A 25,868-nucleotide genomic window follows, 5' to 3' on the forward strand; every position below is an offset into this window, starting at 1 on the left:
CGTTCCGTCTATTTATGATCATAAATGTCATAAATCTCGAAAACGCTGTCAAGCGGGTTGTCCCGCGAGGCGTGGCCGGGGCGGGCCGTCGGCAGGAAACCGGGCTTCCTGCTACGCTCCCGGACGGCCCGCTTGCCCCTGGCGGGCTTTTTTCTGCGCTGCTGGTTTCCCCATGGTTTTTCCCCTCATCACCGACCCGTCGTTCTACGCGGTCGCCGTCCCCGCCGTGCTGCTGCTCGGCATCAGCAAGAGCGGCTTCGGCGCCGGTTTCGGGTCGCTGGCCGTGCCGATGATGGCGTTGGCCGTCACCGTGCCGCAGGCGGCGGCGATCCTGATGCCGCTGCTGTTGCTCATGGACCTGCTCGGCCTGGCCGCGTTCCGGCGCGACTTCGACCGCTCGCTGCTCAAGTTCCTGATTCCGTTCGGGCTGGTCGGCACGGTGATCGGCACGCTGCTGTTTCGCGTGCTCTCGGCCCACACGGTGGCGGGCATCGTGGGCGTGTTCACGTTGGTGTTTTTGGCGCAGCGCCTGCTGTTTCCGCCCAAGCCCAATGATCCGCTGCCTTCGCGCTGGGTGGGCGCGGTGCTGACGGCCGTGTCGGGCTTCACCAGCTTCATCGCGCATGCGGGCGGGCCGCCGATCAATGCCTACGTGATCCCGCTGAAGCTCAAGCCCGTGGTGTTCACGGCGACCATGGCCTACTTCTTCTTCGTGGTGAATCTCAGCAAGTGGATTCCCTACGCGTGGCTCGGCCTGCTCGACTTTCGCACGCTGGCCACCTCGCTCGTGCTGATGCCGATCGCACCGCTGGGCGTGTGGATCGGCATCCGCATTGCACGCCGCATCGATGCGACTTGGTTCTATCGCTTCGTCTATCTGGGCATGCTGTTGACAGGCCTGAAGCTTGTCTACGACGGCTTTTTGGCCTGAGAAAACATCAGAGCTCGACGATCGATTTGAAGCCGCCGAAGATCATGCGTTTGCCGTCGAACGGCAGGTTCTTCATGTCCATCATGGCCTCCAGGCGCGGGTCGGCCATGACCTTCTTGTTGATCGTGTCGCGGTGCTTGCGCGACTTGTAGGTGATCCACGAGAAGGCCACGGTCTCGTCGGCCTTGAGCTTCACGCTTTGCGGGAACGACGTGAGCTTGCCGGGCTTCACGTCGTCGGCGATGCACTCCACGTACTCGAGCGCGCCGTACTCCATCCAGACCTTGCCGGCCTTGCGCGCGAGCTTGCGGTAGGCCTCGACGTTCTTGGTGGGAATGGCGACGATGAATCCGTCTACATAACGAGCCATGTCTGTTCTCCTGAATAGGGGATAGAAACGTTGAAAAAGAAAAAGCGGGGGCTGCATGGCGCCGTCGCGTTCACGGCGACGCTGTCTTGCCCGCCGCGCCCGGGGCCGACGCTGCTTCGTTGTTGTTGTGGGTGTGTCCCGGCGAGGCCGGGCGAAGCTGCAGGACCCCGATCAGACCCGCCGCCGCCGCGAACACGGCGCCGACCAGGAATGCCAGGTTGTAGCCACCGGTGAGCGCCAGCGGCATCTGCGCGCCTGCGGTGGCCATGGCGGTGGTGCGTGCCGCCGCGGCGCTGGCCAGCACGGCCAGGCCCAGGGCGCCGCCCATCATGAAGGCGGTGTTGACCACGCCCGAGGCCAGGCCCGAGTCGGCCGGGTCGACCTCGCTCATGGCCGCCAGCAGCACCGGGTTGAAGGCCATGCCCGCGCCCAGGCCCAGCAGCACCATGCCGGGCAGCACGTCGAGCACGAAGCTACCGTTGACCGGCGCGCGCGCGAACAGCGCCAGCCCGAGGGCCGCGAGCCACAGCCCCGCCGCCAGTGGCTTGCGGATGCCGAAGCGCATCACGATCTTGGCCGACAGGCCGAGCGAGAACACCGCCATGATCACGTTGGCCGGCAGGAAGGCCAGCCCGATCTGCATCGGCGTGTACTGCAGCACCAGCTGCATGTACAGCGCCGAGATGAAGAACCACGCGAACATGGCCGCGGCCCACAGCACGCCCACCACGTTGGCCACCGACACGCTGCGCAGCTTGAACAAACCCAGCGGCATCAGAGGATGCAGCACGCGCGCCTCGATGGCGATGAAGACGGCCAGCAGCACCACGGCCGCGCCCAGCAGCCCCATCGTCTGCGTGGAGCCCCAGCCCGCCTCGTTGCCGTTGACCACGCCGTACACCGCGAGCATCAGCGACGAGGTGACGGTGATGGCGCCGGCCACGTCGAGCTTCTCGCCGTGCGCATGGCCGCGTGCGTTGGGCAGCAGCGCCACGCACAGCGCATACACCGCCACGCCGATCGGCAGGTTGACCAGGAAGATCCAGTGCCAGCTCAGCGTGCTCGTGAGCAGGCCGCCCAGCAGCACGCCGATGCTGCCGCCGCCCGCGCACACGAAGCCGTACACGCCCATCGCCTTGGCGCGGTCGGCCGGCTCGGTGAACAGGTTCATGATCAGCGAGAGCGCCACGGCCGACACCACCGCGCCGCCCAGGCCCTGCACCGCGCGCGCCGCCACCAGCAGGCCCTGCGAGGTCGAGACCCCGCAGGCCAGCGAGGCCAGCGTGAACAGCACCAGGCCCGCGAGGAACACGCGGCGGTGGCCGTACAGGTCGCCCAGCCGCCCGCCCAGCAGCAGGAAGCCGCCGAAGGTCAGCATGTAGGCGTTCACCACCCAGACCAAAGACGTCTCGGAAAAGCCGAGGTCGGTGCGGATCGAAGGCAACGCCACGTTCACGATCGTGGTGTCCAGCACGATCATCAGCACGCCCAGGCACAGCACCATCAGGGCGAGCCAGCGCTTTCGGTTGTCGAGGGTTTCGGTCATGGAAGGTGCTTCCTGCGAAGAAGGGAAAAAGTAGAGAGGAGCGACTCCGTGCTCAGACCAGCGCCTTGCCGCCGTTGATGAGCCACGGCGTGCCGAAGCGGTCGGTCACCATGCCGAAGCCTTCGACCCAGAAGGTCTTCTCGAACGGCATGCCGACCGTGCCGCCGTCGGCGAAGGCGTCGAAGATGCGCCGCGCCTCGGCCACGGTGTCGAGCGTGAGCGCCACGCCGAAGCCCTTCATGCCTTCGAAGGGTTGGCCCGGCATGGTGTCGGAGGCCATGAGGATGCCGTCGCCGTAGGTGAGCGACGCATGCATGATCCGCTTCTTGGCCTCGGCCGGCATCTGCTCGGTGTCGGGCGCTTCGCCGACGGTCATCATCATCTGCATGGTGCCGCGCAGCGTCTTTTCGTAGAAGCGCATGGCCTCGGCGGCGTTGCCGTCGAACGTGAGGTAAGCGTTGATGGGGGACATGAGAGTTCCTTGAATGAGTGAGGTGAGTCGATGAGGGGAGGAGGCGTTTACTTTTCGGTTGCGCTCTTCAGATTGGCCAGGCCCGCCTCGAAGTCCTTGCCGATCATCTGGTCCATGTCGAAGAAGATGCCCATGAGCTTGGCCATGTAGGGGCTCGGGCCATACATGGCCCAGGTGACCTGCGTGGCGCCGCCCTGCGGCTGCAGCGTGAACTCGGCCGTGTTGTGGCCTTCGAAAGGCTTCACGAAATCGAGCTTGATCGCGACCTTCGACGAGGGCTGCGACTCGGTGATTTCCATCGTGCCCGCGCCCGCCTTGCTGTTGCCTTCCCAGGCGTAGGTCGCGCCCTTGCCGCTGGCGGCACCGCCGTAGGTGCGCTTCATGGCCGGGTCGAGCTTCTCGTAGGGCGACCACGCGCCCCAGCGGTGGAAGTCCTCGATCAGCGGAAAGATTTTTTCGGCCGGCGCCTCGATGCGCGTGGTGCGCTCGACGCGAAAGCTGTCGGGCCGCGTGGCGCCGTAGATGAGCAGCGCGGCAATCAGCGCGAGGACGGCGAGGACGATGGTCTTGAGCATGATGAAGAAAAGCGTGTGGGAAGAGTGAAGAACGAGCCCCCGCGCATCACGCGGCGGCCGGGTCCGCCACCAGCAGCCAGCCCACGCCGAAGCGGTCGCTGAGCATGCCGAAGCTGGTGGTGAAGAAGGTCGGGATCAGCGGCTGCATCACCTGGCCGCCATCGGCCAGTGCGTCGAACCACTTGCGGGCGTCGGCGTCGCTGTCGGCCGACAGCGACAGCATGATTCCCTTGAACTCGGCCTGGCCGGAGCAGCGTCCGTCGGACAGCATGAGCTCGGTCTGGCCGATGCGCAAGACCGAATGCATCACTTTGTCAGGGCCGGGCATGCCGCCGGCGCAGCCGGCTTCGGGGTCGCCCTCGGGGCCGCCGGTGGCCGGCGCCTCGCTGTAGCGCATCAGCTGCACGACTTCGGCGCCGAGCGCCTTCTTGTAGAAGGCAATCGCTTCGTCGCAACGACCTTCGAAGGACAGGTAAGACTGGACTTTCATGGCGTTTCCTTTTGGTTGGTTCACGGGCACAACGGGTCTGCGCGAAAACAATGGAATTACTTTGTGTACACCGTCCACAAAGAATAGCAGAGATAATGGACAGTGTCCACATGGAGTCGCGATGAAGCTCAACAACGTTCCCGAAAGCCTGCCGCCCGCGCGCAGCACCTACCGCCACGGCGACCTGCGCCGTGCGTTGCTGGATGCGGGCATCGAACTGGCGCGGGACGGTGGCCCCAGTGCCGTGGTGCTGCGCGAGGCCACGCGCCGCGTGGGCGTGGTGCCGAACGCGGCGTATCGCCACTTCGCGAGCCGGCATGACCTGCTGCTGGCGGTGCGCGCCGCGGCGCTGTCGGAGGCGGCCAAGGCGATGGAGGGCGAGCTCGCCGTGCTGCCCTGCGACCAGCCGCCCGCCGACTTCGCGCGCGCCCAGGTGCGCGCCATCGGCACCGCTTATCTGCGCTTTGCGCAGGCGCAGCCGGGGCTGTTTCGCACGGCCTTCGTGGTGTCGGAAGACGCGCAGGGCGACGTCGGTCCCGACGGCGCGGGCGCCAGCGGCATGAACCCGTTCGAGTTGCTGGGCGCGGCCGTCGACCGGCTCGTGGACGCGGGCCTGCTCGACCCGGCGCGGCGCCCGGGCGCCGAATACCTCGCGTGGTCGGCGGTGCACGGGCTGGCGTTGCTCATCATCGACGGCCCGCTGCGCGGCGTCGACGCAACGGCCACGCATGCGCTTGGGCAGCGCCTCATCGACATGGTGGAACGCGGCCTGTAGCCGCAGCGTCGCCGCGCTCCGGTCTCAGAGATAGATCTTCTGCAGCAGCTTGATGAGCGTCTCGCGCTCGCGCGTGCTCAGGCGGCTGCTGGCTTCGGTTTCCAGTTGCACCACGGCCTGCTCGGCCTCGCGGATCAGCGTCTCGCCGGCCGGCGTGAGGTGCAGGCCGACGGCGCGCCCGTCGTGCGGATGCGGACGGCGTTCGATGAGGCCGCGGCCGTCCAGCGTGGCCACCAGGCTCACGAGGTTGGGCGGCAGGATGTCCAGCGTGTTGCACAGCTGCCGCGAGGTGGCGCCCGGGTTGTGCGCCAGCAGCGAGAGCACCGAGAAGTCGATCTGCTTGAGGCCGTAGGGCGCCATGCGGTCGGCGAACACCGTGCTCACGATCAGCCAGGCGCGCCGGGCGTTGTAGCCGACCAGCCCTTCGAGCACGCGGGCGTCGAGCCGGTCCGTGCGGGGGGACGGCAGGGCGGCGGATTCGGTTTTGGCGGACGGTGTTTTCGCGGGAGGAGGCATGCGGCGAGCGTAACCGCGCGTTGCTTTCTCGAACAACTAGCGTGACGCCTCTTGTGCGGAATGCGCCAGTGCGACACCCTCACAAGCCCGCTTGACGATGCCCAGGCGCATCTCGAACTCGGGCAGCACCCAGCGTCGGAAGGCCGCCGCGGCGCGAACGCGTTCCGCATCGTCGGGCGCGGCCACTTCGATGCGGGCCCAGGCCCACGCCATCAGCGTGAGCGCCGTCACGCGCAGGAAGTCGTCCGCCACCTCGTAAGGCAGCATGGGGTTGGCGTGCGCCGCCATCGCCACCGTGGTGCCCAGGTAGCGCAGCTGCGCCAGCCGGCGCTGCACGTCGGCATCGGCCTCGCGCGAGGCGTCGAGCGTGTCGCGCAACTCGAGCAGCACGGCCGACAGCGCCGCGCCGCCGTCGGGCAGCACCTTGCGCACCAGCAGGTCGATGGCCTGGATCTCGTTGGTGCCCTCGTAGATCATGGTCACGCGCGCGTCGCGCACCACCTGCTCGGCGCCCCATTCGCGCACGTAGCCATGGCCGCCGAACACCTGCAGGCAGTCGCTCGCGCCGTGGAAGGCCTGCTGCGTGCAGGCGGCCTTGAGCACCGGCGTGACGAGCGAGCACCAGCGCTGCGCGCGCTCGCGGGCCTTGGGGTCGGCGTCGTGCGTGGCGATGTCGAGCATCAGCGCGCTGCGGTAGGCCAGCGCGCGCGAACCGTCGATCCAGGCGCGCTGGGTGTCGAGGATGCGGCGCACGGCCGGGTGCTCGGCGATCAGGTCGGCCGCCTCCGTGCCGCGGCTTGCGGGCACGGGGCCGGGCGCGCGCATCTGGCGGCGCTCGGCGGCGTAGGCGTCGGCCTTCTGCCAGGCGGCATCGAGCAGGCCGATGCCCTGCAGCGCCACGTGCAGGCGCGCCGCATTCATCATCACGAACATCGCGGCCAGCCCGCGACCAGGCTCGCCGACCAGCCAGCCGGTGGCGTCGTCGAAGCGCATCGTGCAGGTCGGGCTGCCGTGCAGGCCCATCTTTTCTTCGATGCGCTCGCAGTGCACCGCGTTGCGCGCACCGTCGGGCAGCCGCTTGGGCACCAGCGCCAGCGACAGTCCCTTGGGCCCGGCCGGCGCATCGGGCAGGCGGCACAGCACGAGGTGCACGATGTTCGGCGTGAGGTCGTGCTCGCCGCCCGAAATGAAGATCTTGCCGCCGTTCACGCGCACGCTGCCGTCGGCCTGCGCCGTGGCGCGCGTGCGCACCTGGCCGAGATCGCTGCCGGCATGCGCTTCGGTCAGGCACATGGTCGCGAGCCACTCGCCGTTCGCGATCTTCTGCAGATAGCGGTGCTTCAGTTCGTCGCTGCCGTGGTGCTTGAGGCAGGCGTACGCGCCGTGCAGCAGCCCCGGCGCCATGGTGAAGCCGTGGTTCGCGGCGCTGAGCCATTCGTAGAGGATGGCCTCGAGCACCGCGGGCAAGCCCTGGCCGCCGTCTTCGGTGGCGGCCGAGAGCGCCGGCCAGCCACCGTCCACGAAGGCCTGGTAGGCCGCGCGAAATCCCGGTGGCGTGACGACCTCGCCGCCGTCGAAGCGGCAACCCACCTCGTCGCCTTCGCGGTTCAGCGGCGCGATCACCTCGCCGACGAAGCGTGCGGCTTCTTCGAGCACCTGCGACTGCAGAGGCTCGTCGACCTCCGCGAAGGGCGCGAGTGCGCGCAGGCGCGTGGGTGCATCGAGCACCGCGTTCAACAGGAAGCGAGCGTCTTCGGGGCGAGGCTGGTAATGCATGGGGTTCAGGACTCGGCGGTGAAGCCGATCTTCTTGACCAGCGGGCCCCAGCGTTCGTACTCGGACTGCAGCGACTTCTTCATCTCTTCGGGCGAGGAGCCGTGCGCGATCAGGCCGACCGACAGCAGGCCGTCGGCCACGGCCTTGTCCTTCAGCGCGGCCTGGATCGCGGTGCTCGCGACGGCGATGGTCGCGGCCGGCGTCTTCGCCGGTGCGAAGAAACCGAACCACTCGTCGGCCACGATCTCGGGGAAGCCCTGCTCGGTGAAGGTCGGCACGTCGGGCAGGTAGGCCGGGCGCTGCGCACCCGAGGTGGCGAGCACGCGCAGCTTGCCGGCCTTGGCGAAGGGCAGGCAGTCGCCGGCGGGCGTCAGGCACGAGGCGATCTGGCCGCCCACCACGTCGTTGATGCTGGGCAGCGAGCCGCGGTAGGGCACGTGGCGCAGGTCGGTGCCGGTGCTCAGGCCCAGCAGCGCGCCCAGGAAGTGCGGCGTGGAGCCCGCACCCGGCGAGCCGTAGCTGGCCTGGCCGGGGTTGGCTTTGGCCCAGGCGATGTAGTCCTTCAGCGTCTTCACGCTGGCCGGCACCATCGGGCCGACGGCCAGGCCGTGTGTCATCACGGCACCGATGGAGATGGGCGCGAAGTCGGAGATGGCGTAGCTGAGCTTGGTGTAGATGTGCGGGTAGATCGACAGCGCCGAGGCCTGCGCGAGGCACAGCACCGCGCCGTCGGCCGGCGAGGTCTTGAGCGTGTCGAGCGCGATGCGCCCGCCCGCGCCGGGCTTGTTCTCGACTACCGGGTTGGTGGCGGTGAAGGGCGTGTTGCCCAGCTTGTCCGCCACGCGGCGGGCCACGCTGTCGCCCGCGCTGCCGGCCGGAAAGCCGTAGTAGATCTTCACCTGCTGCTGCACCGCCTGGGCGAGTGCGGCAAGGGGATGCAATGCGGCGAGCGCGGCGGTGCCGCCGAGCGCCGCCGTGAATTGGCGTCGGGTGGTCATGGTCTTGTCTCCTGGTTGTCTGCGGGGGCGGGAATCAGCGCGGCGCCATTCGGAGGGCGCCGTCGAGGCGAATCACTTCGCCGTTCAAATGGCCGTTGGTGACGATGTGGCAGGCCAGCTCGGCAAATTCCGAGGGCTTGCCCAGGCGCGGCGGGAACGGGATCGACGCGGCCAGCGAGTGCTGCACCGGCTCGGGCAGCTCCAGCAGCAGCGGCGTGGCGAAGAGGCCGGGCGCCACGGTGCACACGCGGATGGCGTGCTGCGCGAGGTCGCGCGCCATCGGCAGGGTCATGCCGACGAGGCCGCCCTTCGACGCGCTGTAGGCCTGCTGGCCCACCTGGCCGTCGAAGGCCGCGACCGAGGCGGTGAAGAGCATCACGCCCTTTTCGCCGTTGTCGAGCGCGTCGAGCTTGGCGCAGCGCGCGGCAAAGAGGCGCGCCATGTTGTAGCCGCCGATGAGGTTGATGTTGACCACGCGCACGAAGTCTTCGAGCGGCGCCGGGTTGCCGTCCTTGCCGACGATGCGCTTGGCGCTGCCGATGCCGGCGACGTTCATCAAAATGCGTGCGGGACCGTGTGCGGCCTGCGCCTTGTCGAGCGCGGCGTTCACGCTGTCGGTGTCGGTGATGTCGCAGACGCAGGCAATGCCGCCGATCTCCGCGGCCACCTTTTCGGCGAGTGCGGCGTTGCGGTCGAGCACCGCGACCTTGGCGCCCAGGCGCGCGAGTTCGCGCGCGGTGGCCTCGCCGAGGCCCGAGGCGCCGCCGGTGACGAGTGCGGCTTGTCCTTCGATCTTCATGGTGTGTCTCCTGAATGGGGTTAGCGGGGCTTGAGCGTGAAAGGCAGCGTGTCGGCGTGCAGCGCGTCGGCCAGCGCGGCGCGGTGCTTGAGCACGGCGCGCTGGTTGATCGAGCCCTTGTCGGTCACTTCGCCCTTGTCGATCGACGGCGGCTCGGCCATCAGGTGCAGCCGTGCGATGCGGTTGGCGCTGCCGGTGGCGCCGGCCGCGAGCGTGTCCACCACCTGCTGGAAGTGCGCCTGCACGGGCACGCTTTCGAGCACCTGCTGCAGCGGGGCGTCGGCGGGCAAGTCGGCGAGCTGACGCACCTTCTGCGTAGTGAAGATCAGTGCGCCGACTTCCTTCAGGTTGATGCCCGTGAGCACCGCGTCCTGCACATAGGGCGAGCCGGCCGCGATGATCTTCGCGCGCAGCGGGCCCACGCTCACGAAGGTGCCGGTGGCGAGCTTGAAGTCTTCGGCGATGCGGCCGTCGAAGCGCAGGCCGCGATGGATGTCGCGGTCGTCGATCCACTTCACTGCGTCGCCGGTGGAGAAGAAGCCTTCGTCGTCGAAGGCCTCGGCGGTGGCTTCGGGCGCGCGCCAGTAGCCGGGCGTGATGTTGGGGCCGCGGTAGCGCACCTCGGTCTTGCCGTCGACCTCGATCAGCTTGAGCTCGATGCCGGCGGCCGGCAGGCCCACGTCGCCCGACTTCACGTCGGGGCCGGTCACGTACAGCGCGAAGGGGCCCGACTCGGTCATGCCCAGGCCGGTGCCCATCACGATGCGCTCGCCGACTTCCGACTCCTGCGTGCGGTGCAGGCTGTCCCACACGGGCTGCGCGAGCGCGGCGCCCGAGTAGAAGAACATCTTCACGCGCGACAGCAGGTTGCGGCGCAGCACGGCGTCGGTTTCCATCGCGTTGGCAATCGCCTCGAAGCCGGTGGGCACGTTGAAGTAGATGGTGGGCGCGATCTCGCGCAGGTTGCGCAGCGTCTCGGCCATGCCGGCGGGCGTGGGCTTGCCGTCGTCGATGAACAGCGTGCCGCCGTTGTCCAGCACGATGCCCACGTTGTGGTTGCCGCCGAAGGTGTGGTTCCAGGGCAGCCAGTCGACCAGCACGGGCGGCTCGTCGCCCAGCGCGGGAATCGACTGGCGCAGCTGCTGCTGGTTGGCGCACCACATGCGGTGCGTGTTGATCACCGCCTTGGGCATCTTGGTCGAGCCCGAGGTGAAAAGAAACTTGGTGATGGTGTCGGGGCCGGTGGCCTGCATCGCCGCGTCGATGGCGGGCGTGGCCGGCGTGGCGGCGAGCACGTCGAAGCGCGTGGTGGCGCGGCCTTCGAGCGTGCCTTCGGCGAGCACGACCTCGGTGCCGGCGGGCACGGTGGCCGCGATGGCCTTGGCGAAGCGCGCGGCGTCGGCAGCGAACACCAGGCCGGGCGTGAGCGTGTCGATGACGTGGCGCAGCTTGTCGTAGTCCTGGCTCACGATCGCATAGGGCGGCGACACGGGGCAGTAGGGCACGCCCGCGTAGAGGCAGCCCAGCGCGAGCAGCGCGTGCTCGATGCCGTTCTCGCTGAGGATCACGACCGGGCGCTCGGCGTTCAGGCCGCGATCGAGCAGGGCTTGTCCGATGCCGCGCGCTTCTTCCAGCGCCTGCGCATAGCTCACGCGCAGCCAGTCGCCGGTGCGGCCGTCGGGCAGGCGCTCGCGGCGCGCGATGAAGGTGCGATCGGGCGCGACCTGCGCCCAGTGCGCGAGCCGATCGGTCATGCGCTCGCGGTAGGCCTGCAGCGGCGTCTCGGCCGTGAGGTAGCGCGTGCCCGGCGCGCCGTCGCGCAGCACCGCGCGCGTCACGCCGAAGGCCAGCGGGCGGTAGCGGACGGCGGTCATCCCTTGCTCACCTTGGCGCCACGGCCTTCGAGGAAGTCGCGCACGCGTTCCTTCGCCTCAGGCGCGGCCTGGACGATGCCCGACATCAGCGCCTCGGTGAAGAAGCCGTGGTCGGCCGACTGCTCGGAGATGCGCGGCAGCGCGTGCATCAGCGCGTAGTTGGTGAGCGGCGCGTTGGTGGCGATGCGCTTGGCGAGCTCCAGGGCCTTGTCGAAGGCGGTGCCTTCGTCGACCAGGTACTGCGCGAAGTTGGCGCGCTCGCCGTCTTCGGCGTTGTAGACGCGGCCGGTCATCATCATGTCGGTCATGCGGGCCACGCCGATCAGCTTGGGGATGCGCACCGAGCCGCCGCCGCCCACGAAGATGCCGCGCGAGCCTTCGGGCAGCGCGTAGAAGGTGGAGCGGTCGGCCACGCGGATGTGGCAGGCGCTGGCCAATTCGAGCCCGCCGCCGACCACCGCGCCGTGCAGCGCGGCCACCACCGGCACCGGGCCGTGCTGGATCAGGTCGAGCGCGCTGTGCCACAGGCGCGAGTGCTGCATGCCCTGGCCGGCGTCGCGCTCCTTGAGCTCGCTCAGGTCCAGGCCGGCGCAGAAATGCGGGCCCTCGCCGTCGAGCACGGCGGCGCGCACGGTGGCGGGCAGCGTCTCGAAGGTGTCGCGCAGCGCGAGGATCAGGCCGTCGGACAGCGCGTTGCGCTTGGCGCCGCGCGTGAGACGAACGATGGCGACGTCGTCGCGGATGTCGAGGTGAAGGTCTGGATTGGTCATGATGGTGTGCGGGGTTGCGTTGGATTATGGTTATGAGAAATAATCAATTCAAGGCATTGGAGCCTCCCGAAACCTAGGGACTTACCCGAACCGGAGACAACGACATGGACCCACGGAACCTGATCGCGATCGACATCCACACCCACGCCGAAGTGAGCTGCTGGAACCCTTTCGACAACTACGGCGAGGAATACGACCGCGCGGCCGACAAGTTCTTCGGCTCGAACCGCCGCCCCACCATCGCCGAGAGCGTGGCGTACTACCGTGAAAGGAAGATCGGGCTGGTGATGTTCATGGTCGACGCCGAGTCGAACATGGGCCGCCGCCGCATCCCGAACGAGGAGATCGCCGAGGCCGCGGCGCAGAACAGCGACATCATGATTGCCTTCGGCAGCGTCGATCCGCACAAGGGAAAGATGGGCGCGCGCGAGGCGCGCCGGCTCATCGAGGAGCACGGCGTGAAGGGCTTCAAGTTCCACCCGACCGTGCAGGGCTACCACCCCTACGACCGCATGGCCTGGCCGATCTACGAGGTGATCGCCGAGTACAAGCTGCCGGCCATCTTCCACACCGGCCACAGCGGCATCGGCTCGGGCATGCGCTGCGGCGGTGGCCTGCGGCTGGAGTACAGCAACCCGATGCACCTGGACGACGTGGCCATCGACTTCCCCGACATGCAGATCGTCATGGCCCACCCCAGCTTCCCCTGGCAGGACGAGGCGCTGAGCGTGGCCACGCACAAGCCCAACGTGTGGATCGACCTGTCGGGCTGGAGCCCCAAGTACTTTCCGAAGCAGCTGGTGCAGTACGCCAACACGCTGCTCAAGGACCGCGTGCTGTTTGGCAGCGACTACCCGCTGATCACGCCCGACCGCTGGATGAAGGACTTCGAGGCCGCCGGCTTCAAGCCCGAGGTGATGCCCGGCATCCTCAAGGACAACGCGGTGCGCCTGCTGGGGCTCGGAACCCCGGCGGCCTGAGGTTCAGGCGGCGCGCGGCGCCGCCTCGTTCCAGTGCGGCTCCCACAGCGCCGCGCCGCGTTCGAACACGGCGGCCAGCTCCTTCTTGCGGCGCTGCGACACCGCGGTGATCAAGGCATTGCAGACCGACAGTGCCGCCGTGTACGAATCGAAGGGCGACGCGCTGGAGGTGCGCACCAGCAGCAGGTGATCGGCCGAGGCCGCCGCGGGCGCCGTGGGGCTGTCGGTGACCATGACGACCTTCGCGCCCTTCTCGCGGAAGTACGCCGCCGTGCGCGCGATCGCGAGCGAGTGGCGGCGGAAGGTGAGCGTGAGCAGCAGGTCGTTGTCGTCGATGCGCAGCAGCTGGTCTTCCAGCGGCAGCGCGCCCGCGCCGCCGAGCAGCCGCACATCGGGCAGGCACAGGTTCAGGTTCAGCGCGAGGTGGCTGGCCAGCGGCACGCCGTTGCGCTGGCCGAGCACGTGCACGCGCACCTTGCGCTGCGTGAGCAGCTTCACCGCCGCCTCGAACGCGCCCACGTCGAGCGCCGCGAAGGTGGCGGCCAGGTTGTGCTGGTCGTGCAGCAACGCGTTGTCCAGGCAGCTGCGCACGGAGGTGTCGTCGCCGATGACGGCGTCGGCGCGCGTGGCGGGCGAGGCGAGCAGGGCGGTGACTTCGGCGCGCGCCTCCATCTGCGCCTGGGCGTAGCTCTCGTAGCCCAGCTTGGCGAGCAGCCGCACCACGGTCGAGGCGCTGGTGCCCACCTTTCTTGCAAGGCTCGTTGCAGATTCGAGCAGTCCTTGCGGGTGGTGCGCCTGCAGCTCCTCGATCAGGCGTCGCTCGCTTTTCGTGAGCTTCTTGCCATAGCCCGAGATGCGCTGGTTCAGGCTGGGGGCGGCGGGGGTGTCTGCGTGCGGCATCGGAGAAACCTCATGTTTGCAACGAGTATTGCAAAAATAGAGCCTACTTGCAAAAATGAATGCACGATTTCGGCCGGACCTGTCCGCCCGATTGCCCGCTTCTTCTGCAGAAAGACCTTGCCATGCGTTCCACCACCCCCGCCGTGCCCGCCCTGCGCCGGCGCGAGATCCTCGGCGCCGGCCTGACTGCGGCGCTGCTGCCCCTGTCCGCGCGCGCCCAGGCCTTTCCGGCCCGCCCGGTCACGCTGGTGGTGCCGTTCCCGGCCGGCGGCTCGGTCGACCTGATCGCGCGGCTGTACGCCGAGCCGCTGTCGAAGGCGCTGGGCACGCCGGTGGTCATCGACAACCGCGCCGGCGCCGGCGGCTCCATCGCCAGCGCCCAGGTGGCACGCGCCAAGCCCGACGGCTACACGCTCGTGGTGTCGTCGCAGAGCTCGCACCTGGCCAACCCGCTGACGCAGGCCAACCCGGGCTACGACCCGATCAAGGATTTCCTGTCGATCAGCCAGCTCGCGCGCTCCATCAACGTGCTGCTGGTGAACCCGGCCGTGCCCGCCAAGACCTTCAAGGAGTTCGTGGCGCTGGTGAAGTCGCGCCCAGGCGAGCTCAACTTCTGCAGCGCCGGGCCGGGCAGCATGGGCCAGCTCAACGTGGAGCTGATGAAGTCGCAGCTGCAGCTCAACGCCACGCACGTGCCCTACCGCGGCGGCGGCCCGCTGGTGACCGCGCTGATCTCGAACGAAGTGCAGTTCGGCCTGGACAACCTCGCGCCCTTCCTGCCGCACATCCAGGCCGGCAAGCTGCGCGCGCTGGCCGTGGCCTCGCCCACGCGCGTCGCGGCGCTGCCCGACGTGCCGACCTTCACCGAACTGGGCTATCCGGTGCTGAACACCACCTCGTGGATCGGCCTGGCCGCGCCCGCGAAGACGCCGCCCGAGGTCATCGCCGCGCTGCACAAGGCGGTGCGCACGGTGGCTGACCAGTCGACGATGGTCGAGGCGCTGCTGGCGCGCGGCTCGCTCGCGCCCGAGGCGCAGTCGCCCGCGCAGTTCACGGCCATGATGTCGGAGCGGCTCGCGCTGTACGGCGAGATGGTCAAGCGCGCCGGCATCCGCGGCGAGTGAGCGGGCGGCTGGTTCCATGACGCAGACACTGCCGACCTTCGCACCCGACACCGCACCGCTGGAGGTGCTGCCGCGCGACCTCTCGGCCTACCGCCAGGGCAACACCGGCATCGACTATGTGCACCGCTTCGCGTCCGGCAAGCCGGGTCCGCACGTGCTCGTCAACGCGCTCACGCACGGCAACGAGATCTGCGGCATGGTCGCGGCCACGCACCTGCTCGACACCGGTGTGCGCCCGAAGATCGGCACGCTCACCGTGAGCTTCGCGAACGTCGAGGCCTACGAGGCCTTCGACATCGACCGGCCCTACGAGAACCGCCAGCTGGTGCACAACCTGAACCGCATCTGGTCGTCCGAACTGCTCGACGGCACCGGGGACAGCCCCGAGCTGCGCCGCGCGCGCGAGCTGCGGCCGGTGCTCGACGCGGCCGACTACGTGCTGGACATCCATTCCACGCGCGCGCCCGTGCAGCCCTTCTGGGTCTACCCGGAGTTCGAACGCAATGCAGGCCTGGCGCAGGCCGTCGGCGGCCCGGCGGTGCACCTCGTGATGCCCGTGGGCGCCGCGCCCGGCACGGGCGTCACGGCCTACGGCCGGCACGGCGAGCCGGGCATCGACGGCGGTGCGGTGGTGGTCGAGTGCGGCCAGCATTTCGCGCAGTCGGCGGCCGACCTGGCCACCGACGTGTCGCTGCGCTTTCTGGCGCACCTCGGGCTCGTCGATCCGGTGCCGCGCGTGCCGGTGGCCGCGCGCCGCTTCCGGCTGCTCGAGGTCCACATGGTCACGTCGGACGACTTCGCCTTCGTGCGCCCGGTGCTCGGTTTCGAGACCTTCGACCAGGGTGAACTGATCGCGGTGCAGGCCGGGCGCGAGATCCGCTCGCCCTGCGACGGCTGCACGATCTTCATGCCGACCCGTGCGCCGGTGATCGGCCGCGAGGGCGTGTACCTGACCGTGCGCGTCTGACCTGGGGCCTCAGGGCGCCTTCACGTCGCCCGCTGGTTCGTCTTCGCCGAGCCGGTCCCAGTCCTGGCCCGAGCGCAGCTTGCGCTCCTCGCGCTCGCGCGCCATCTGCTCCTCGAACTGCTGGCGGCCCGCCTTGTTGGCGGCGATCAGCTTGGCGCGGTCCTTGTAGTGCGGGTAGATCTCGTCACTGAGCTTGAGGTTTCGCTGGCGGAAACGCATCGAGGCCTCGCGCGCCTCGGCCGCCGGCCAGCCCAGCGCCTCCAGCGCCGAGCGCGCGCTGCGCAGCGATGACTCGAACACCTCGCGCTCGATGTCCTGCACGCCGCGGTCGCGCAGCTGGAACAGGTGGGTCACATTGCGTGCGCGCGCAATGATGCGCGCCTGCGGGAAGTTCTCGCGCACCAGGTCGACGATGTCCAGCGACTGCTCGATGTCGTCCACCGCCACCACGATGGCGCGCGCCGTGCCCGCGCCCGCGGTGCGCAGCAGGTCCAGCCGCGTGGCGTCGCCATAGAACACCCGGAAACCGAACTGGCGCAGGCCTTCGACGGTGTCGGCGTCGTGGTCGAGCACCGTCACGCGCAGGCCCTGCGACATCAGCAGGCGCCCGACGATCTGGCCGTAGCGCCCGAAGCCGCAGATCAGCACCTTGGCGTCCTGTTGCTCCGAAATCTCTTCGAGCTGCGGCCCGCCCGCGTGGCTGTAGCGCGGCAGCACGAACTTGTCGAGCAGCACCAGCAGGAGCGGTGACAGCAGCATCGACAGCGCCACCGCGCCGATCAGCAGCGAGGTGGTCTGCGGCGGCAGCACGTCGGGCCCGGCGGCCTGGAACACCACGAAGGCGAACTCGCCGCCCTGCGCCAGCAGCAGCGTGAACACCGGCCGCTCCTGGTAGGCCAGGCCCATGGCCTTGGCCAGCGCGTAGATCACCACCAGCTTGATGACCAGGAAGCTCACCACCAGCAAGGCCATGACCCCCGGGTTGGCCAGCAGCACGCCGAAGTTGATCGACATGCCCACCGCGATGAAGAACAGCCCGAGCAGCAGGCCCTTGAAGGGCTCGATGTCGGTCTCGAGCTCGCGCCGGTATTCGCTTTCGGCCAGCAGCACGCCGGCAAGGAAGGCGCCCAGCGCCATCGACAGGCCGACGAACTGCATCAGTGCCGCGATGGCCACCACCAGCAGCAGCGCGGCGGCGGTGAAGATCTCGGGCGTGTCGCTGCGCGCGATCCATCGCAGGATCGGGCGCAGTAGCAGACGGCCGCCGAGGATGATGCCGGCGATCACGCCGACGATCTTCAGCGCCTCGAGCGCGCGGTCCAGCCCGCTGATGGACTGCTCGGCCGCCGTGGCACCGGCCAGCAGCGGCAGCAGCGCAAGGATCGGGATCGCCGCCACATCCTGGAACAGCAGGATAGAGAAGCCGGCCTGGCCGCTGGGCGTTTTCAGCAGGTTGCGTTCGCCGAACACCTGCAGCGCGATGGCGGTGGACGACAGCGCCAGCCCGAGGGCGGCCACCAGTGCCACGCGCCACGGTGCGCCCACGGCCCAGCCGACGGCGAACAGCACCGCCGCGCAGCTGAGCACCTGCGCCGAGCCCCAGCCGAAGATCGGGCGGCGCAGGCTCCACAGGCGCTTGGGCTCGAGTTCGAGGCCCACGAGGAACAGCATCAGCACCACGCCGAACTCGGCGAAATGCAGCACGTCTTCGACGCTGGACACGAGGCCCAGGCCCCAGGGGCCGATGGCGATGCCGGCCACGAGGTAGCCGATGATCGAGCCCAGGCCCAGGGCCTTGGACAGCGGCACCACCAGCACGGCGGCGCTCAGGTAGATCAGGCTGCTGGTCAGCCAGGCGGGTGCGTGTTCCATGCTCAGGCCGCCTTGTGGGTGCTGTTGCTGCCGTTGGCGACGGCCAGGCCGTGCGTCATCGCGCTGTGGAACGCGCCGGCCATCACCTGGCCCACGTCGTCGGATTCCGCGGGGCGGTCGGTCTCGGGCACCGGGCAGGCGATGCAGGCATCGAGCTCGTCCATCTCGGGCCACACCGGGTAGCTTTCCAGGCGCTGCACGAACACCTCGACGTGCGCGGCCACCTCGGCCTCGCTGGCGCGTCGCGCGCCGTGCAGCAGCAGCGGCGGCAGGAAGCGCATGCCGCACAACGCGGCGGTCTGCTCGTAGGGCGGCAGGAAGGCGTCGAAGAAGTAGCGGTTGTAGCTTTGCGGGTGGTAGCTCGGCTCGGGGCCGCCGGTGGTGGCGACCAGCCAGCAGTCCTTGCCCTGCAGCGCGGTGCCGCCGGGGCCGTAGGCCCAGCCGTAGCCCAGCACGTCGTCGACCCAGAGCTTTTGCAGCGGCGGCATCGAATACCACTGGATCGGGTGCAGCAGCACCACCAGGTCGGCGCGGGCCAGCCGCTCGCGTTCGACCTCCACGTCGATGGCGAAATCGGGGTAGCTGCCGTACAGGTCGTTCACCTCGGCGCCGGGCACACGCTGCGCGGCGGCGAACAGCCGGCGGTTCACGCGCGAGTCGCGCCAGTGGGGGTGGGCCGCCAGCACATAGATGCTGGCGGGGTTCTCCGTGGATGTTGTTGTCGTCATGTGGCGAACATAACGCAGACGGCCCGCCGTCGCCGACGCGCAACCCGGGGCGACTACCATCCAGCCCTGTTCCCGTTCTGGAGGAGATCCTCATGCCGGTGGTTCTGGTCGCCAATCCCAAGGGAGGCGTGGGCAAGTCGACGATTGCAACGAACATTGCGGGCTACTTCGCGAGCCGCGGCCATGCCGTGATGCTCGGCGACGTAGACCGCCAGCAGTCCTCGCGGCTGTGGCTCGGCCTGCGCCCGCCGCAGGCCCGCCCCATCGCCACCTGGGAAGCCACCGGCGACAGCACCGTGGTGCGCCCGCCGCGCGGCACCACGCATGCGGTGCTCGACACGCCGGCCGGCCTGCACGGCTGGCGCTTCAAGGAGGTGCTGGCGCTGGCCGACCGCGTGATCGTGCCGCTGCAGCCGAGCATCTTCGACATCTACGCCACGCGCGATTTCCTCGACCGCCTGCTGGAAAGCCGCCGCGCCGAGAAGACCCGCATCGGCCTGGTCGGCATGCGCGTGAACGCCCGCACGCTGGCGGCCGACCGGCTGCACGAGTTCATCGCCGGCCTGGGCGTGCCCGTGCTGGGCGAGCTGCGCGACACGCAGAACTACGTACAGCTGGCGGCGCGCGGGCTCACGCTGTTCGACATTGCGCCGGGGCGCGTGCAGCGCGACCTGGAGCAATGGCAGCCGATCTGCGAATGGCTCGACGCTTGATCTGATCCCCCGGATTTCCCTGATTCCCGGTTGTCGCAAGTCCGACAGCCAGCCTTGTGCCCTTGGCACCAGAATGCCCCGCATGACCAAAAAGACATTCCAGACCCTTCAGGATCTTGCCGCCTGCGTCGGCCGGGAAGTCGCCGTGAGCGACTGGATCAGCGTGACGCAGCAGCAGGTCAACCAGTTCGCCGAGGCGACGGGCGACCACCAGTGGATCCACGTCGATGTGGAGCGGGCCAAGTCCGGCCCCTTCGGCGCGCCGATCGCGCACGGGTTTCTCACCTTGTCGCTGCTGCCGAAGTTCTTCGAGACGGCCATCGACGTGGTCGAGTCGCGCATGGGCGTGAACTACGGCCTGAACCGCGTGCGCTTCATGTCGCCGGTGCCGGTGGGCCAGCGCCTGCGCGCCCGCATGAAGCTGCTGAGCGCCGAGCCGATTCCCAACAACGGCCTGCAGATGACCTGGGAAACCACCATCGAACTCGAAGGCGCCGCCAAGCCGGCGTGCGTCGCCGAGTCGGTGGTGCGCCGTTTTCCCTGAGCGGTTTTTTCTTCTTCTCTGCTTCTATTTACATCTGGCGGTCGGTGACCTCGCCGTAGGCGGCGGCGCCCTGCCGGGTGATGCCGACGGCGCTCGCGCGCACCGCCGCACGGTCGACGTTGCCCGCGGTCGGGCGGGCCACGCCGGTGCCGCCGTTGCTGATCTGCAGCGGCTGCAGGGCTTGCTGCTGGACCTGGGCGCGCGTCAGCGACGACTGGAAGGGCGCGGGCGGCAGCGGGTTCTGCTCGCCCTGGAAGGCATGGGCGCCGCCGGCGAAGGCGAGGGCGGCGAGGGTGATCAGGCGCAGGGTGGGGGTGTGCATGGCGGGGCTCCTTGGCGGTCAGCGTTGAGGGGACGGATGCCGGTGCGAATCACCGGCATGCCTTCCCATACGCCGCGCAGCACCGATCGGATGTGCCCCTGCCGCGTGAAGGGCCGTCAGGCGAAACCGTTTTGTCGCCAGGCTTCGAACACCGTGACCGCCACCGCGTTCGACAGGTTCAGGCTGCGCTGGCCGGCGCGCATCGGCAGCCGCAGGCGCTGCGGCTCGGCAAAGCCGTCGCGGATCGCGGGTGGCAGGCCGGCGGTTTCCGAGCCGAACACCAGCCAGTCGCCGGGCTGGAAGCGCACATCGTGCACTGGGCGGGTGCCGCGCGTGGTCAGCGCGAACATGCGCTCGGCGGGCGGTTGCTGCGTGGCCAGCAGCGCGGCCCAGTCGGCGTGGCGCTTGACTTCGGCGTACTCGTGGTAGTCGAGCCCGGCGCGGCGCAGCAGGCGGTCGTCCATCGAAAAGCCGAGCGGCTCGACCAGGTGCAGCGTGCAGCCTGTGTTGGCCGCGAGCCGGATCACGTTGCCGGTGTTCGGCGGAATTTCGGGGTGGACCAGGACGATATGGAACATGCGCCGATTGTCGCGGGCGCCGTCGATGGCTTCAGCGCGGCGGGTCGGTCCGCGCCAGCACCACGCCGGTGATGTGCGCCGCACCCGCCAGGCGCAAGGTGGCGGCCGCGGCGAACAGCGAGGCGCCACTGGTCATCACGTCGTCCACCAGCACCACGCGCCGCCCCCGCAGGCCGTCGGCGCGCAGCGGTTCCACGGCGAAGGCGCCGCGCAGGTTGCGCAGCCGGTCGGCGCGCGGCAGGCCGCTCTGCGCGGGCGTGTCGCGCGTGCGCAGCAGCAGGGTGGCGTCGGTCTTGGCCGGTGCCAGCCGGCGCGCGAGCTCGTGCGCCTGGTTGAAGCCGCGCTCGGCCAGGCGTCCGGGCGCCAGCGGCATCGGCAGCACGAGGTCGCACTGTTCCAGCGCCGGCTCCACCCACGGCGCGCTGCGCAGCAGGGTGGCCAGCGGGCCGGCCCAGCCCGACTCGCCGCGAAACTTGAACTGGGCGATGCAGTCGGGCCACGGCCACGCGTAGGTGCAGGCGGCGAGGCAGGCGTCGAGCGGTGGCGGGTGCTTGATGCATTCGCCGCAGCGCGCCACGCCCTCGGGCATCGGCAGGGCGCAGCCGCCGCAGCGCGGGGTCGGCGGCGCGAAGCGGGCCACGCAGGCGTCGCACACGCGCTGCGCCGGCCAGGCGCGGCAGACCTCGCACTGGCTGGGCAGCCGCGCGAGCAGCGAGGTGAAAGGCCTCAGGGCCCGGCGGTTGTACATGCCTCAATATACTCACGGCCCCATGGCCACCGACCCCGCAAGAAGACCGCCGACCATCGATCCCACGGCGGCCGACCGCTGGCGCCGGCTCGCGCCCGCCGAGGGCTCGCCCTGGCTGCACGAGGAAATCGGCCGCCGGATGGAAGACCGGCTGCAATGGATCAAGGCCCAGCCCCGCACCTGGGCCGACTGGTCGCCGCTGCGCGGCGGCCTCGAAGCGCACGCGCTGCTGGCCCGCCGCTACCGCGACGCCGAAGCCTTCGTCATCGAATCCGAACCCGCCTTGGCCGACCGGACCGGCGAGGCGCTGACCGCCCCTTGGTGGAGCGCGCGCCGCTGGCAGGGCGGCAAGGCCCGCTTCGACGCAACGCCCGAAGACGGCGTGGACCTGCTGTGGGCCAACATGTCGCTGCACATGGCGGCCGACCCCGAGGCGCTCATCGCGCAGTGGCACCGCCTGGTCGCGACCAACGGCTTCCTGATGTTTTCCTGCCTGGGCCCGGACACGGTGCGCGAGCTGCGCGCCCTGCACGCCCGGCTCGGCTGGCCCGCCGCCGGCCATGAATACACCGACATGCACGACTGGGGCGACATGCTCGTGCATGCCGGCTTCGCCGAGCCCGTGATGGACATGGAGCGCATCGTGCTCACCTGGGCCACCCCCGAGGCCGCCCTGGCCGAGCTGCGTACGCTGGGGCGCAATCTGCATCCGGCGCGCTTCCCCGCGCTGCGCGGCAAGGCCTGGCACCGCGCGCTCAAGCAGGCCCTGCCCGAGCTGGCACCGGCCGCGGAAGGCGAGGGCCGCATCGCGCTGACCTTCGAGGTCATCTACGGTCACGCCTTCAAGCCGACGCCGCGCGTGGCGCTCTCGCCCGAGAGCGCGGTCTCGCTGCGCGAGATGCGATCGATGCTCCAGCGCGGCCGCCCTGGCGCCTGAGCGACCCGGCAGCCCTCATTCGGTGCGCGGGGCCCGCGCTCTACCCGCTACAATCCGCCGTTGCGTGAAACTCGCGGGTATTGTCCCGTGATCGAGGGGTGTCGGATCCTGTTTGTACGAGGGGTTTGGCCACCATCGACGCACCGATTTGCTGAACTCGCCCGTGTCGAATTCCGTGTTTCGTTTTGCCACCGTCTCAGGCCAGAACATCCACTGGTTCCTGAAACGCAATTGCTCGGTGACGCCGAGCCAGCTGGGCTGGCTCTACGCCTCGCTGTGCGTGGTATCTCTGGGAACGGGCATGGTGTTCTGGCTGCACGGTGCGCCGCTGGTATTGCCATTCGCCTGGCTCGAACTGGCCGCGGTGGGCTTTGCGTTCATGATGTACGCGCGGCATGCCACCGATGGCGAGCGGATCGCGCTGCAGGGCGGACGCCTCGTCGTGGAGCTCGAGAACGGTGGGCACTACGAACGCACGGAATTTCTTCCGCACCAGGTGCGGATCGAACCGCAGACCGGCGATCGTTCGCTGATCGAGGTCTCGGGGCAAGGTCGATCGGTCAGGGTGGGGCGCTATGTACGCCCGGAGTTGCGAGCCGCACTGGCGCGCGAGATTCGCATGGCGTTGCGTGGCGCCTGAGGGGGCTCGCGCGGTGCTGCACGGTTGGGTTTTCGAAAAATTGAAGAAACGTGAACACGATGAAGAGCATTTGGCGCAATAAGTACAGGCCGGCGAATCTGTTGCTGGCGGCCGGCGCGGCGTTCAGCAACGCGGCGCACGCAGTCAACGATCTGCCCGGCGGCCCCGCGGTGCGCCAGCTGAATCTTCCGGTCGGCGTGACCAAGATCGCACAGGAGCAGCATCTGCTCCACACGATCATGATGATCATCTGCACGGTCATCTTCGTCGCCGTGTTCGCGGTGATGTTCTATTCCATCTGGAAGCACCGCAAGTCGGTGGGCCACAAGGCCGCGAACTTCCATGAATCGGTGGTGGTCGAGGTCATCTGGACCATCGTGCCCTTCCTCATCGTGATCGTGATGGCGCTGCCCGCCACCAAGGTGCTCGTGGCCCAGAAGGACACCACGAACGCCGACCTCACGATCAAGACCACGGGCTACCAGTGGAAGTGGGGCTACGACTACCTGAACGGCGAAGGCGAGGGCCTGGCCTTCATCTCCACGCTCGACAGCTCGCAGCGCGCCATGTCCGACGCCGGTGCCAAGGGCGCCATGCCCGACGACTACCTGCTCAAGGTCGACAACCCGATGGTCGTGCCGGTGCAGAAGAAGGTCCGCATCATCACCACCGCGAACGACGTGATCCACGCCTTCGCCGTGCCGCAGCTGGGCCTCAAGCAGGACGCCATTCCCGGCTTCGTGCGCGACACCTGGTTCCGCGCCGAGACCGTGGGCGACTACTACGGCCAGTGCCAGGAACTGTGCGGCAAGGAACACGCCTACATGCCGATCCACGTGAAGGTGCTGTCGGCTGCCGACTACACCGCCTGGGTCGCGACCAAGCGCAAGGAAGCCGCCGCCAAGCTCGACGACCCGACCAAGGTCTGGACGCTGCCCGACATGCTGGCACGCGGCGAGAAGGTCTACGCCGCCAACTGCGCGGCCTGCCACCAGGCCAACGGCAAGGGCGCAGGCCCGATCAAGCCGCTCGACGGCGCAGCCAAGGTGACCGATTCCGACCACAAGGTGCAGCTGCTGGTGCTGCTCAACGGCCAGAACAACGGTGCCATGCCTGCCTGGAAGCAGCTGAGCGACACCGACCTCGCGGCCGTGGCCACGTACACCAAGAACAGCTGGTCGAACAAGACGGGCCAGCTGGTGCAACCGGCTGAAGTGCTGGCCCTGCGCGGCAAGTGATCCGACGGCGCCCCGCGAAGAAGAAATTGCAAGGAACAACGACATGAGCGCAGTCCTCGACCCCCACGGTCACGCCCCCGGCGGCCACGCACACGACGACCATCACGATCACCACGCGCCCACCGGCTGGCGCCGCTGGGTGTTCGCGACCAACCACAAGGACATCGGCACGCTCTACCTGCTGTTCAGCTTCACGATGCTGATGATCGGCGGCGTGTTGGCCCTGCTGATCCGCGCCGAGCTGTTCCAGCCCGGCCTGCAGATGGTGAACCCCGAGCTGTTCAACCAGTTCACCACCATGCACGGCCTGATCATGGTGTTCGGCGCGATCATGCCGGCCTTCGTGGGCTTCGCGAACTGGATGATCCCGCTGCAGATCGGCGCATCCGACATGGCGTTCGCGCGCATGAACAACTTCAGCTTCTGGCTGCTGATCCCGGCGGCCATCATGCTGGCCGGTTCGTTCTTCATGCCCGGCGGCGCGCCCGCGGCCGGCTGGACGCTGTACGCCCCGCTCACGCTGCAGATGGGCCCCTCGATGGACGCCGGCATCTTCGCGATGCACATCATGGGCGCCTCGTCGATCATGGGTTCGATCAACATCATCGTCACCATCCTGAACATGCGCGCCCCCGGCATGACGCTGATGAAGATGCCGATGTTCTGCTGGACCTGGCTCATCACCGCCTACCTGCTGATTGCCGTGATGCCCGTGCTTGCCGGCGCCATCACGATGACGCTGACCGACCGCCACTTCGGCACCAGCTTCTTCAACCCCGCCGGCGGCGGCGACCCGGTGATGTACCAGCACATCTTCTGGTTCTTCGGCCACCCCGAGGTCTACATCATGATCTTGCCGGCCTTCGGCATCATCAGCCAGGTGGTCCCGGCCTTCGCCCGCAAGAAGCTCTTCGGCTACGCCTCGATGGTGTACGCCACCTCGTCGATCGCCATCCTGTCGTTCATCGTGTGGGCCCACCACATGTTCACGACCGGCATGCCACTCACGGGCCAGCTGTTCTTCATGTACGCGACCATGCTGATCGCCGTGCCCACGGCCGTGAAGATCTTCAACTGGATCGCCACGATGTGGCAGGGCTCGATGACCTTCGAGACGCCCATGCTGTTCGCGGTCGGCTTCATCTTCGTGTTCACGATGGGCGGCTTCACCGGCCTGATCCTCGCGGTCGCGCCGATCGACACGCAGCTGCAGGACACGTACTACGTGGTGGCCCACTTCCACTACGTGCTGGTGGCCGGCTCGCTGTTCGCCATGTTCTCGGGCTTCTACTACTGGGCGCCCAAGTGGACCGGCGTGATGTACAACGAAACGCGCGGCAAGGTCCACTTCTGGTGGTCGCTGATCTCGTTCAACGTCACCTTCTTCCCGATGCACTTCCTGGGTCTGGCTGGCATGCCGCGTCGCTACGCCGACTACCCCATGCAGTTCGCCGACTTCAACGCCATCGCTTCGGTGGGTGCGTTCTTCTTCGGCTTCGCCCAGGTCTACTTCTTCCTGTTCATCGTGCTGCCTTCGATGCGCGGCAAGGGTGAAGCAGCAGCTCAGAAGCCTTGGGAAGCGGCCGAAGGCCTCGAGTGGGAAGTGCCGTCGCCGGCCCCGTTCCACACCTTCGAGAACCCGCCCAAGCTCGACGTGACCGCCACCAAGGTGATCGGCTGATCAC

Annotated in this window: 28 protein-coding genes; 11 read left to right on the forward strand and 17 right to left on the reverse strand. The window is 68.7% G+C overall.

Translation table 11 applies throughout. The features are described from left to right. Positions 1 to 172: 172 nt before the first annotated feature. Entirely contained in the window at positions 173 to 931 is a 759-nt protein-coding gene (locus tag AC07YS_RS20665; protein WP_495269418.1) for a sulfite exporter TauE/SafE family protein, read from the forward strand. A 7-nt stretch (positions 932 to 938) separates the two neighbouring features. Here AC07YS_RS20665 and AC07YS_RS20670 read toward each other — a convergent pair whose 3' ends face one another. The 5 genes from AC07YS_RS20670 to AC07YS_RS20690 all read right to left on the reverse strand — a co-directional run bounded on the left by AC07YS_RS20670 (position 939) and on the right by AC07YS_RS20690 (position 4,384). Continuing rightward, positions 939 to 1,301 carry a DUF1428 domain-containing protein gene (locus AC07YS_RS20670; protein ID WP_062479540.1) on the reverse strand — a complete coding sequence of 121 codons (363 nt, stop codon included), beginning with the start codon at positions 1,299 to 1,301 and terminating at the stop codon, positions 939 to 941. A gap of 70 nt (positions 1,302 to 1,371) precedes the next feature. Next, positions 1,372 to 2,847 (reverse strand): DHA2 family efflux MFS transporter permease subunit, encoded by a 1,476-nt coding sequence (locus AC07YS_RS20675; RefSeq protein ID WP_495269419.1) that lies wholly within the window; start codon positions 2,845 to 2,847, stop codon positions 1,372 to 1,374. A gap of 52 nt (positions 2,848 to 2,899) precedes the next feature. Then, positions 2,900 to 3,319, reverse strand: coding sequence for a VOC family protein (locus AC07YS_RS20680; protein ID WP_307695029.1), 420 nt, complete (start codon positions 3,317 to 3,319; stop codon positions 2,900 to 2,902). Positions 3,320 to 3,366: 47 nt separating this feature from the next. Beyond that, positions 3,367 to 3,894, reverse strand: coding sequence for an SRPBCC family protein (locus tag AC07YS_RS20685; protein ID WP_495269420.1), 528 nt, complete (start codon positions 3,892 to 3,894; stop codon positions 3,367 to 3,369). A 46-nt stretch (positions 3,895 to 3,940) separates the two neighbouring features. Further along, complete coding sequence (locus AC07YS_RS20690) at positions 3,941 to 4,384, reverse strand: VOC family protein (protein ID WP_095951004.1); 444 nt, start codon at positions 4,382 to 4,384, stop codon at positions 3,941 to 3,943. Between the two features lie 121 nt (positions 4,385 to 4,505). Here AC07YS_RS20690 and AC07YS_RS20695 point away from each other — a divergent pair, with 121 nt between their 5' ends. Beyond that, positions 4,506 to 5,159, forward strand: a complete 654-nt coding sequence (locus AC07YS_RS20695) for a TetR/AcrR family transcriptional regulator (RefSeq protein WP_062479525.1) — start codon at positions 4,506 to 4,508, stop codon at positions 5,157 to 5,159. A gap of 24 nt (positions 5,160 to 5,183) precedes the next feature. Here AC07YS_RS20695 and AC07YS_RS20700 read toward each other — a convergent pair whose 3' ends face one another. From AC07YS_RS20700 to AC07YS_RS20725, 6 genes are read right to left on the reverse strand one after another with little or no spacing between them, the layout of a single operon-like run. Further along, entirely contained in the window at positions 5,184 to 5,675 is a 492-nt protein-coding gene (locus tag AC07YS_RS20700) for a MarR family winged helix-turn-helix transcriptional regulator (protein ID WP_070061951.1), read from the reverse strand. A gap of 36 nt (positions 5,676 to 5,711) precedes the next feature. Next, on the reverse strand, positions 5,712 to 7,451 hold the full coding sequence (locus tag AC07YS_RS20705; RefSeq protein ID WP_495269421.1) for an acyl-CoA dehydrogenase family protein: 1,740 nt from the start codon (positions 7,449 to 7,451) through the stop codon (positions 5,712 to 5,714). A 5-nt stretch (positions 7,452 to 7,456) separates the two neighbouring features. Continuing rightward, complete coding sequence (locus tag AC07YS_RS20710; protein ID WP_495269422.1) at positions 7,457 to 8,449, reverse strand: Bug family tripartite tricarboxylate transporter substrate binding protein; 993 nt, start codon at positions 8,447 to 8,449, stop codon at positions 7,457 to 7,459. A gap of 34 nt (positions 8,450 to 8,483) precedes the next feature. After that, on the reverse strand, positions 8,484 to 9,248 hold the full coding sequence (locus AC07YS_RS20715) for an SDR family NAD(P)-dependent oxidoreductase (RefSeq protein ID WP_495269423.1): 765 nt from the start codon (positions 9,246 to 9,248) through the stop codon (positions 8,484 to 8,486). Between the two features lie 20 nt (positions 9,249 to 9,268). Further along, on the reverse strand, positions 9,269 to 11,122 hold the full coding sequence (locus tag AC07YS_RS20720; protein ID WP_495269424.1) for a feruloyl-CoA synthase: 1,854 nt from the start codon (positions 11,120 to 11,122) through the stop codon (positions 9,269 to 9,271). Next, complete coding sequence (locus AC07YS_RS20725; RefSeq protein ID WP_095746702.1) at positions 11,119 to 11,892, reverse strand: crotonase/enoyl-CoA hydratase family protein; 774 nt, start codon at positions 11,890 to 11,892, stop codon at positions 11,119 to 11,121. The genes AC07YS_RS20720 and AC07YS_RS20725 overlap by 4 nt, the downstream gene beginning before the upstream one ends. A 104-nt stretch (positions 11,893 to 11,996) precedes the next feature. On the opposite strand from AC07YS_RS20725, the gene AC07YS_RS20730 reads away from it, so the two are divergent. After that, complete coding sequence (locus AC07YS_RS20730) at positions 11,997 to 12,872, forward strand: amidohydrolase family protein (RefSeq protein ID WP_070061956.1); 876 nt, start codon at positions 11,997 to 11,999, stop codon at positions 12,870 to 12,872. A 3-nt stretch (positions 12,873 to 12,875) separates the two neighbouring features. On the opposite strand, the gene AC07YS_RS20735 is transcribed toward AC07YS_RS20730, so the two are convergent. Next, entirely contained in the window at positions 12,876 to 13,772 is an 897-nt protein-coding gene (locus AC07YS_RS20735) for a MurR/RpiR family transcriptional regulator (protein ID WP_495269425.1), read from the reverse strand. Positions 13,773 to 13,894: 122 nt separating this feature from the next. On the opposite strand from AC07YS_RS20735, the gene AC07YS_RS20740 reads away from it, so the two are divergent. Together AC07YS_RS20740 and AC07YS_RS20745 are read left to right on the forward strand one after the other, a co-directional pair. Next, positions 13,895 to 14,896, forward strand: coding sequence for a Bug family tripartite tricarboxylate transporter substrate binding protein (locus AC07YS_RS20740; RefSeq protein ID WP_495269426.1), 1,002 nt, complete (start codon positions 13,895 to 13,897; stop codon positions 14,894 to 14,896). A 16-nt stretch (positions 14,897 to 14,912) separates the two neighbouring features. Next, positions 14,913 to 15,863 (forward strand): M14 family metallopeptidase, encoded by a 951-nt coding sequence (locus AC07YS_RS20745; RefSeq protein WP_495269427.1) that lies wholly within the window; start codon positions 14,913 to 14,915, stop codon positions 15,861 to 15,863. A gap of 9 nt (positions 15,864 to 15,872) precedes the next feature. Here the strand turns inward: AC07YS_RS20745 and kefC are convergent, their stop codons facing one another. Together kefC and kefF are read right to left on the reverse strand one after the other, a co-directional pair. Beyond that, the gene (kefC, locus tag AC07YS_RS20750) at positions 15,873 to 17,735 is read right to left on the reverse strand and encodes a glutathione-regulated potassium-efflux system protein KefC (RefSeq protein WP_495269428.1); all 1,863 of its coding nucleotides are present in this window, start codon (positions 17,733 to 17,735) and stop codon (positions 15,873 to 15,875) included. Between the two features lie 2 nt (positions 17,736 to 17,737). Next, a complete protein-coding gene (kefF, locus tag AC07YS_RS20755; RefSeq protein ID WP_369630069.1) occupies positions 17,738 to 18,463 on the reverse strand; it encodes a glutathione-regulated potassium-efflux system oxidoreductase KefF in 726 nt (241 codons plus the stop codon). Positions 18,464 to 18,555: 92 nt separating this feature from the next. Between kefF and AC07YS_RS20760 the strand changes: the two genes are divergently transcribed. After that, on the forward strand, positions 18,556 to 19,176 hold the full coding sequence (locus AC07YS_RS20760) for a nucleotide-binding protein (RefSeq protein WP_495269429.1): 621 nt from the start codon (positions 18,556 to 18,558) through the stop codon (positions 19,174 to 19,176). Positions 19,177 to 19,249: 73 nt separating this feature from the next. Then, on the forward strand, positions 19,250 to 19,720 hold the full coding sequence (locus AC07YS_RS20765) for a MaoC family dehydratase (protein ID WP_495269430.1): 471 nt from the start codon (positions 19,250 to 19,252) through the stop codon (positions 19,718 to 19,720). A 28-nt stretch (positions 19,721 to 19,748) separates the two neighbouring features. Here the strand turns inward: AC07YS_RS20765 and AC07YS_RS20770 are convergent, their stop codons facing one another. The 3 genes from AC07YS_RS20770 to AC07YS_RS20780 all read right to left on the reverse strand — a co-directional run bounded on the left by AC07YS_RS20770 (position 19,749) and on the right by AC07YS_RS20780 (position 21,368). Next, complete coding sequence (locus AC07YS_RS20770; protein WP_495269431.1) at positions 19,749 to 20,042, reverse strand: DUF4148 domain-containing protein; 294 nt, start codon at positions 20,040 to 20,042, stop codon at positions 19,749 to 19,751. Between the two features lie 116 nt (positions 20,043 to 20,158). Then, positions 20,159 to 20,620: a tRNA (uridine(34)/cytosine(34)/5-carboxymethylaminomethyluridine(34)-2'-O)-methyltransferase TrmL gene (gene trmL / locus AC07YS_RS20775; RefSeq protein ID WP_307637532.1), complete on the reverse strand. Its 462-nt coding sequence runs from the start codon at positions 20,618 to 20,620 to the stop codon at positions 20,159 to 20,161. A 31-nt stretch (positions 20,621 to 20,651) separates the two neighbouring features. Next, a complete protein-coding gene (locus tag AC07YS_RS20780; RefSeq protein WP_495269432.1) occupies positions 20,652 to 21,368 on the reverse strand; it encodes a ComF family protein in 717 nt (238 codons plus the stop codon). Between the two features lie 22 nt (positions 21,369 to 21,390). On the opposite strand from AC07YS_RS20780, the gene AC07YS_RS20785 reads away from it, so the two are divergent. The 4 genes from AC07YS_RS20785 (at position 21,391) to ctaD (ending at position 25,864) form a co-directional block, all read left to right on the forward strand. Beyond that, entirely contained in the window at positions 21,391 to 22,305 is a 915-nt protein-coding gene (locus AC07YS_RS20785; RefSeq protein ID WP_062481352.1) for a class I SAM-dependent methyltransferase, read from the forward strand. Between the two features lie 163 nt (positions 22,306 to 22,468). Further along, a complete protein-coding gene (locus tag AC07YS_RS20790) occupies positions 22,469 to 22,945 on the forward strand; it encodes a DUF2244 domain-containing protein (protein ID WP_056578078.1) in 477 nt (158 codons plus the stop codon). A 59-nt stretch (positions 22,946 to 23,004) separates the two neighbouring features. Then, complete coding sequence (gene coxB / locus AC07YS_RS20795) at positions 23,005 to 24,183, forward strand: cytochrome c oxidase subunit II (RefSeq protein WP_062481354.1); 1,179 nt, start codon at positions 23,005 to 23,007, stop codon at positions 24,181 to 24,183. A gap of 43 nt (positions 24,184 to 24,226) precedes the next feature. After that, positions 24,227 to 25,864 carry a cytochrome c oxidase subunit I gene (ctaD, locus tag AC07YS_RS20800; protein ID WP_062481356.1) on the forward strand — a complete coding sequence of 546 codons (1,638 nt, stop codon included), beginning with the start codon at positions 24,227 to 24,229 and terminating at the stop codon, positions 25,862 to 25,864. The last annotated feature ends 4 nt before the right edge of the window (positions 25,865 to 25,868 follow it).

It is taken from the genome of Variovorax sp. GW458-11-26-14-LB1, from assembly GCF_059423965.1.

Bases quoted from the DNA above. Each gene is read 5' to 3' on its own strand.
- AC07YS_RS20695 (WP_062479525.1), top strand. From the start codon at position 4,506: ATGAAGCTCAACAACGTTCCCGAAAGCCTGCCGCCCGCGCGCAGCACC.
- AC07YS_RS20665 (WP_495269418.1), top strand. From the start codon at position 173: ATGGTTTTTCCCCTCATCACCGACCCGTCGTTCTACGCGGTCGCCGTC.
- AC07YS_RS20710 (WP_495269422.1), bottom strand. From the start codon at position 8,449: ATGACCACCCGACGCCAATTCACGGCGGCGCTCGGCGGCACCGCCGCG.
- AC07YS_RS20680 (WP_307695029.1), bottom strand. From the start codon at position 3,319: ATGTCCCCCATCAACGCTTACCTCACGTTCGACGGCAACGCCGCCGAG.
- kefF (WP_369630069.1), bottom strand. From the start codon at position 18,463: ATGACGACAACAACATCCACGGAGAACCCCGCCAGCATCTATGTGCTG.
- AC07YS_RS20780 (WP_495269432.1), bottom strand. From the start codon at position 21,368: ATGTACAACCGCCGGGCCCTGAGGCCTTTCACCTCGCTGCTCGCGCGG.
- kefC (WP_495269428.1), bottom strand. From the start codon at position 17,735: ATGGAACACGCACCCGCCTGGCTGACCAGCAGCCTGATCTACCTGAGC.
- AC07YS_RS20735 (WP_495269425.1), bottom strand. From the start codon at position 13,772: ATGCCGCACGCAGACACCCCCGCCGCCCCCAGCCTGAACCAGCGCATC.
- coxB (WP_062481354.1), top strand. From the start codon at position 23,005: ATGAAGAGCATTTGGCGCAATAAGTACAGGCCGGCGAATCTGTTGCTG.
- AC07YS_RS20670 (WP_062479540.1), bottom strand. From the start codon at position 1,301: ATGGCTCGTTATGTAGACGGATTCATCGTCGCCATTCCCACCAAGAAC.
- AC07YS_RS20715 (WP_495269423.1), bottom strand. From the start codon at position 9,248: ATGAAGATCGAAGGACAAGCCGCACTCGTCACCGGCGGCGCCTCGGGC.
- AC07YS_RS20785 (WP_062481352.1), top strand. From the start codon at position 21,391: ATGGCCACCGACCCCGCAAGAAGACCGCCGACCATCGATCCCACGGCG.
- AC07YS_RS20730 (WP_070061956.1), top strand. From the start codon at position 11,997: ATGGACCCACGGAACCTGATCGCGATCGACATCCACACCCACGCCGAA.
- ctaD (WP_062481356.1), top strand. From the start codon at position 24,227: ATGAGCGCAGTCCTCGACCCCCACGGTCACGCCCCCGGCGGCCACGCA.
- AC07YS_RS20725 (WP_095746702.1), bottom strand. From the start codon at position 11,892: ATGACCAATCCAGACCTTCACCTCGACATCCGCGACGACGTCGCCATC.
- AC07YS_RS20765 (WP_495269430.1), top strand. From the start codon at position 19,250: ATGCCCCGCATGACCAAAAAGACATTCCAGACCCTTCAGGATCTTGCC.
- AC07YS_RS20690 (WP_095951004.1), bottom strand. From the start codon at position 4,384: ATGAAAGTCCAGTCTTACCTGTCCTTCGAAGGTCGTTGCGACGAAGCG.
- AC07YS_RS20745 (WP_495269427.1), top strand. From the start codon at position 14,913: ATGACGCAGACACTGCCGACCTTCGCACCCGACACCGCACCGCTGGAG.
- AC07YS_RS20675 (WP_495269419.1), bottom strand. From the start codon at position 2,847: ATGACCGAAACCCTCGACAACCGAAAGCGCTGGCTCGCCCTGATGGTG.
- AC07YS_RS20720 (WP_495269424.1), bottom strand. From the start codon at position 11,122: ATGACCGCCGTCCGCTACCGCCCGCTGGCCTTCGGCGTGACGCGCGCG.
- AC07YS_RS20740 (WP_495269426.1), top strand. From the start codon at position 13,895: ATGCGTTCCACCACCCCCGCCGTGCCCGCCCTGCGCCGGCGCGAGATC.
- trmL (WP_307637532.1), bottom strand. From the start codon at position 20,620: ATGTTCCATATCGTCCTGGTCCACCCCGAAATTCCGCCGAACACCGGC.
- AC07YS_RS20705 (WP_495269421.1), bottom strand. From the start codon at position 7,451: ATGCATTACCAGCCTCGCCCCGAAGACGCTCGCTTCCTGTTGAACGCG.
- AC07YS_RS20770 (WP_495269431.1), bottom strand. From the start codon at position 20,042: ATGCACACCCCCACCCTGCGCCTGATCACCCTCGCCGCCCTCGCCTTC.
- AC07YS_RS20700 (WP_070061951.1), bottom strand. From the start codon at position 5,675: ATGCCTCCTCCCGCGAAAACACCGTCCGCCAAAACCGAATCCGCCGCC.
- AC07YS_RS20760 (WP_495269429.1), top strand. From the start codon at position 18,556: ATGCCGGTGGTTCTGGTCGCCAATCCCAAGGGAGGCGTGGGCAAGTCG.
- AC07YS_RS20685 (WP_495269420.1), bottom strand. From the start codon at position 3,894: ATGCTCAAGACCATCGTCCTCGCCGTCCTCGCGCTGATTGCCGCGCTG.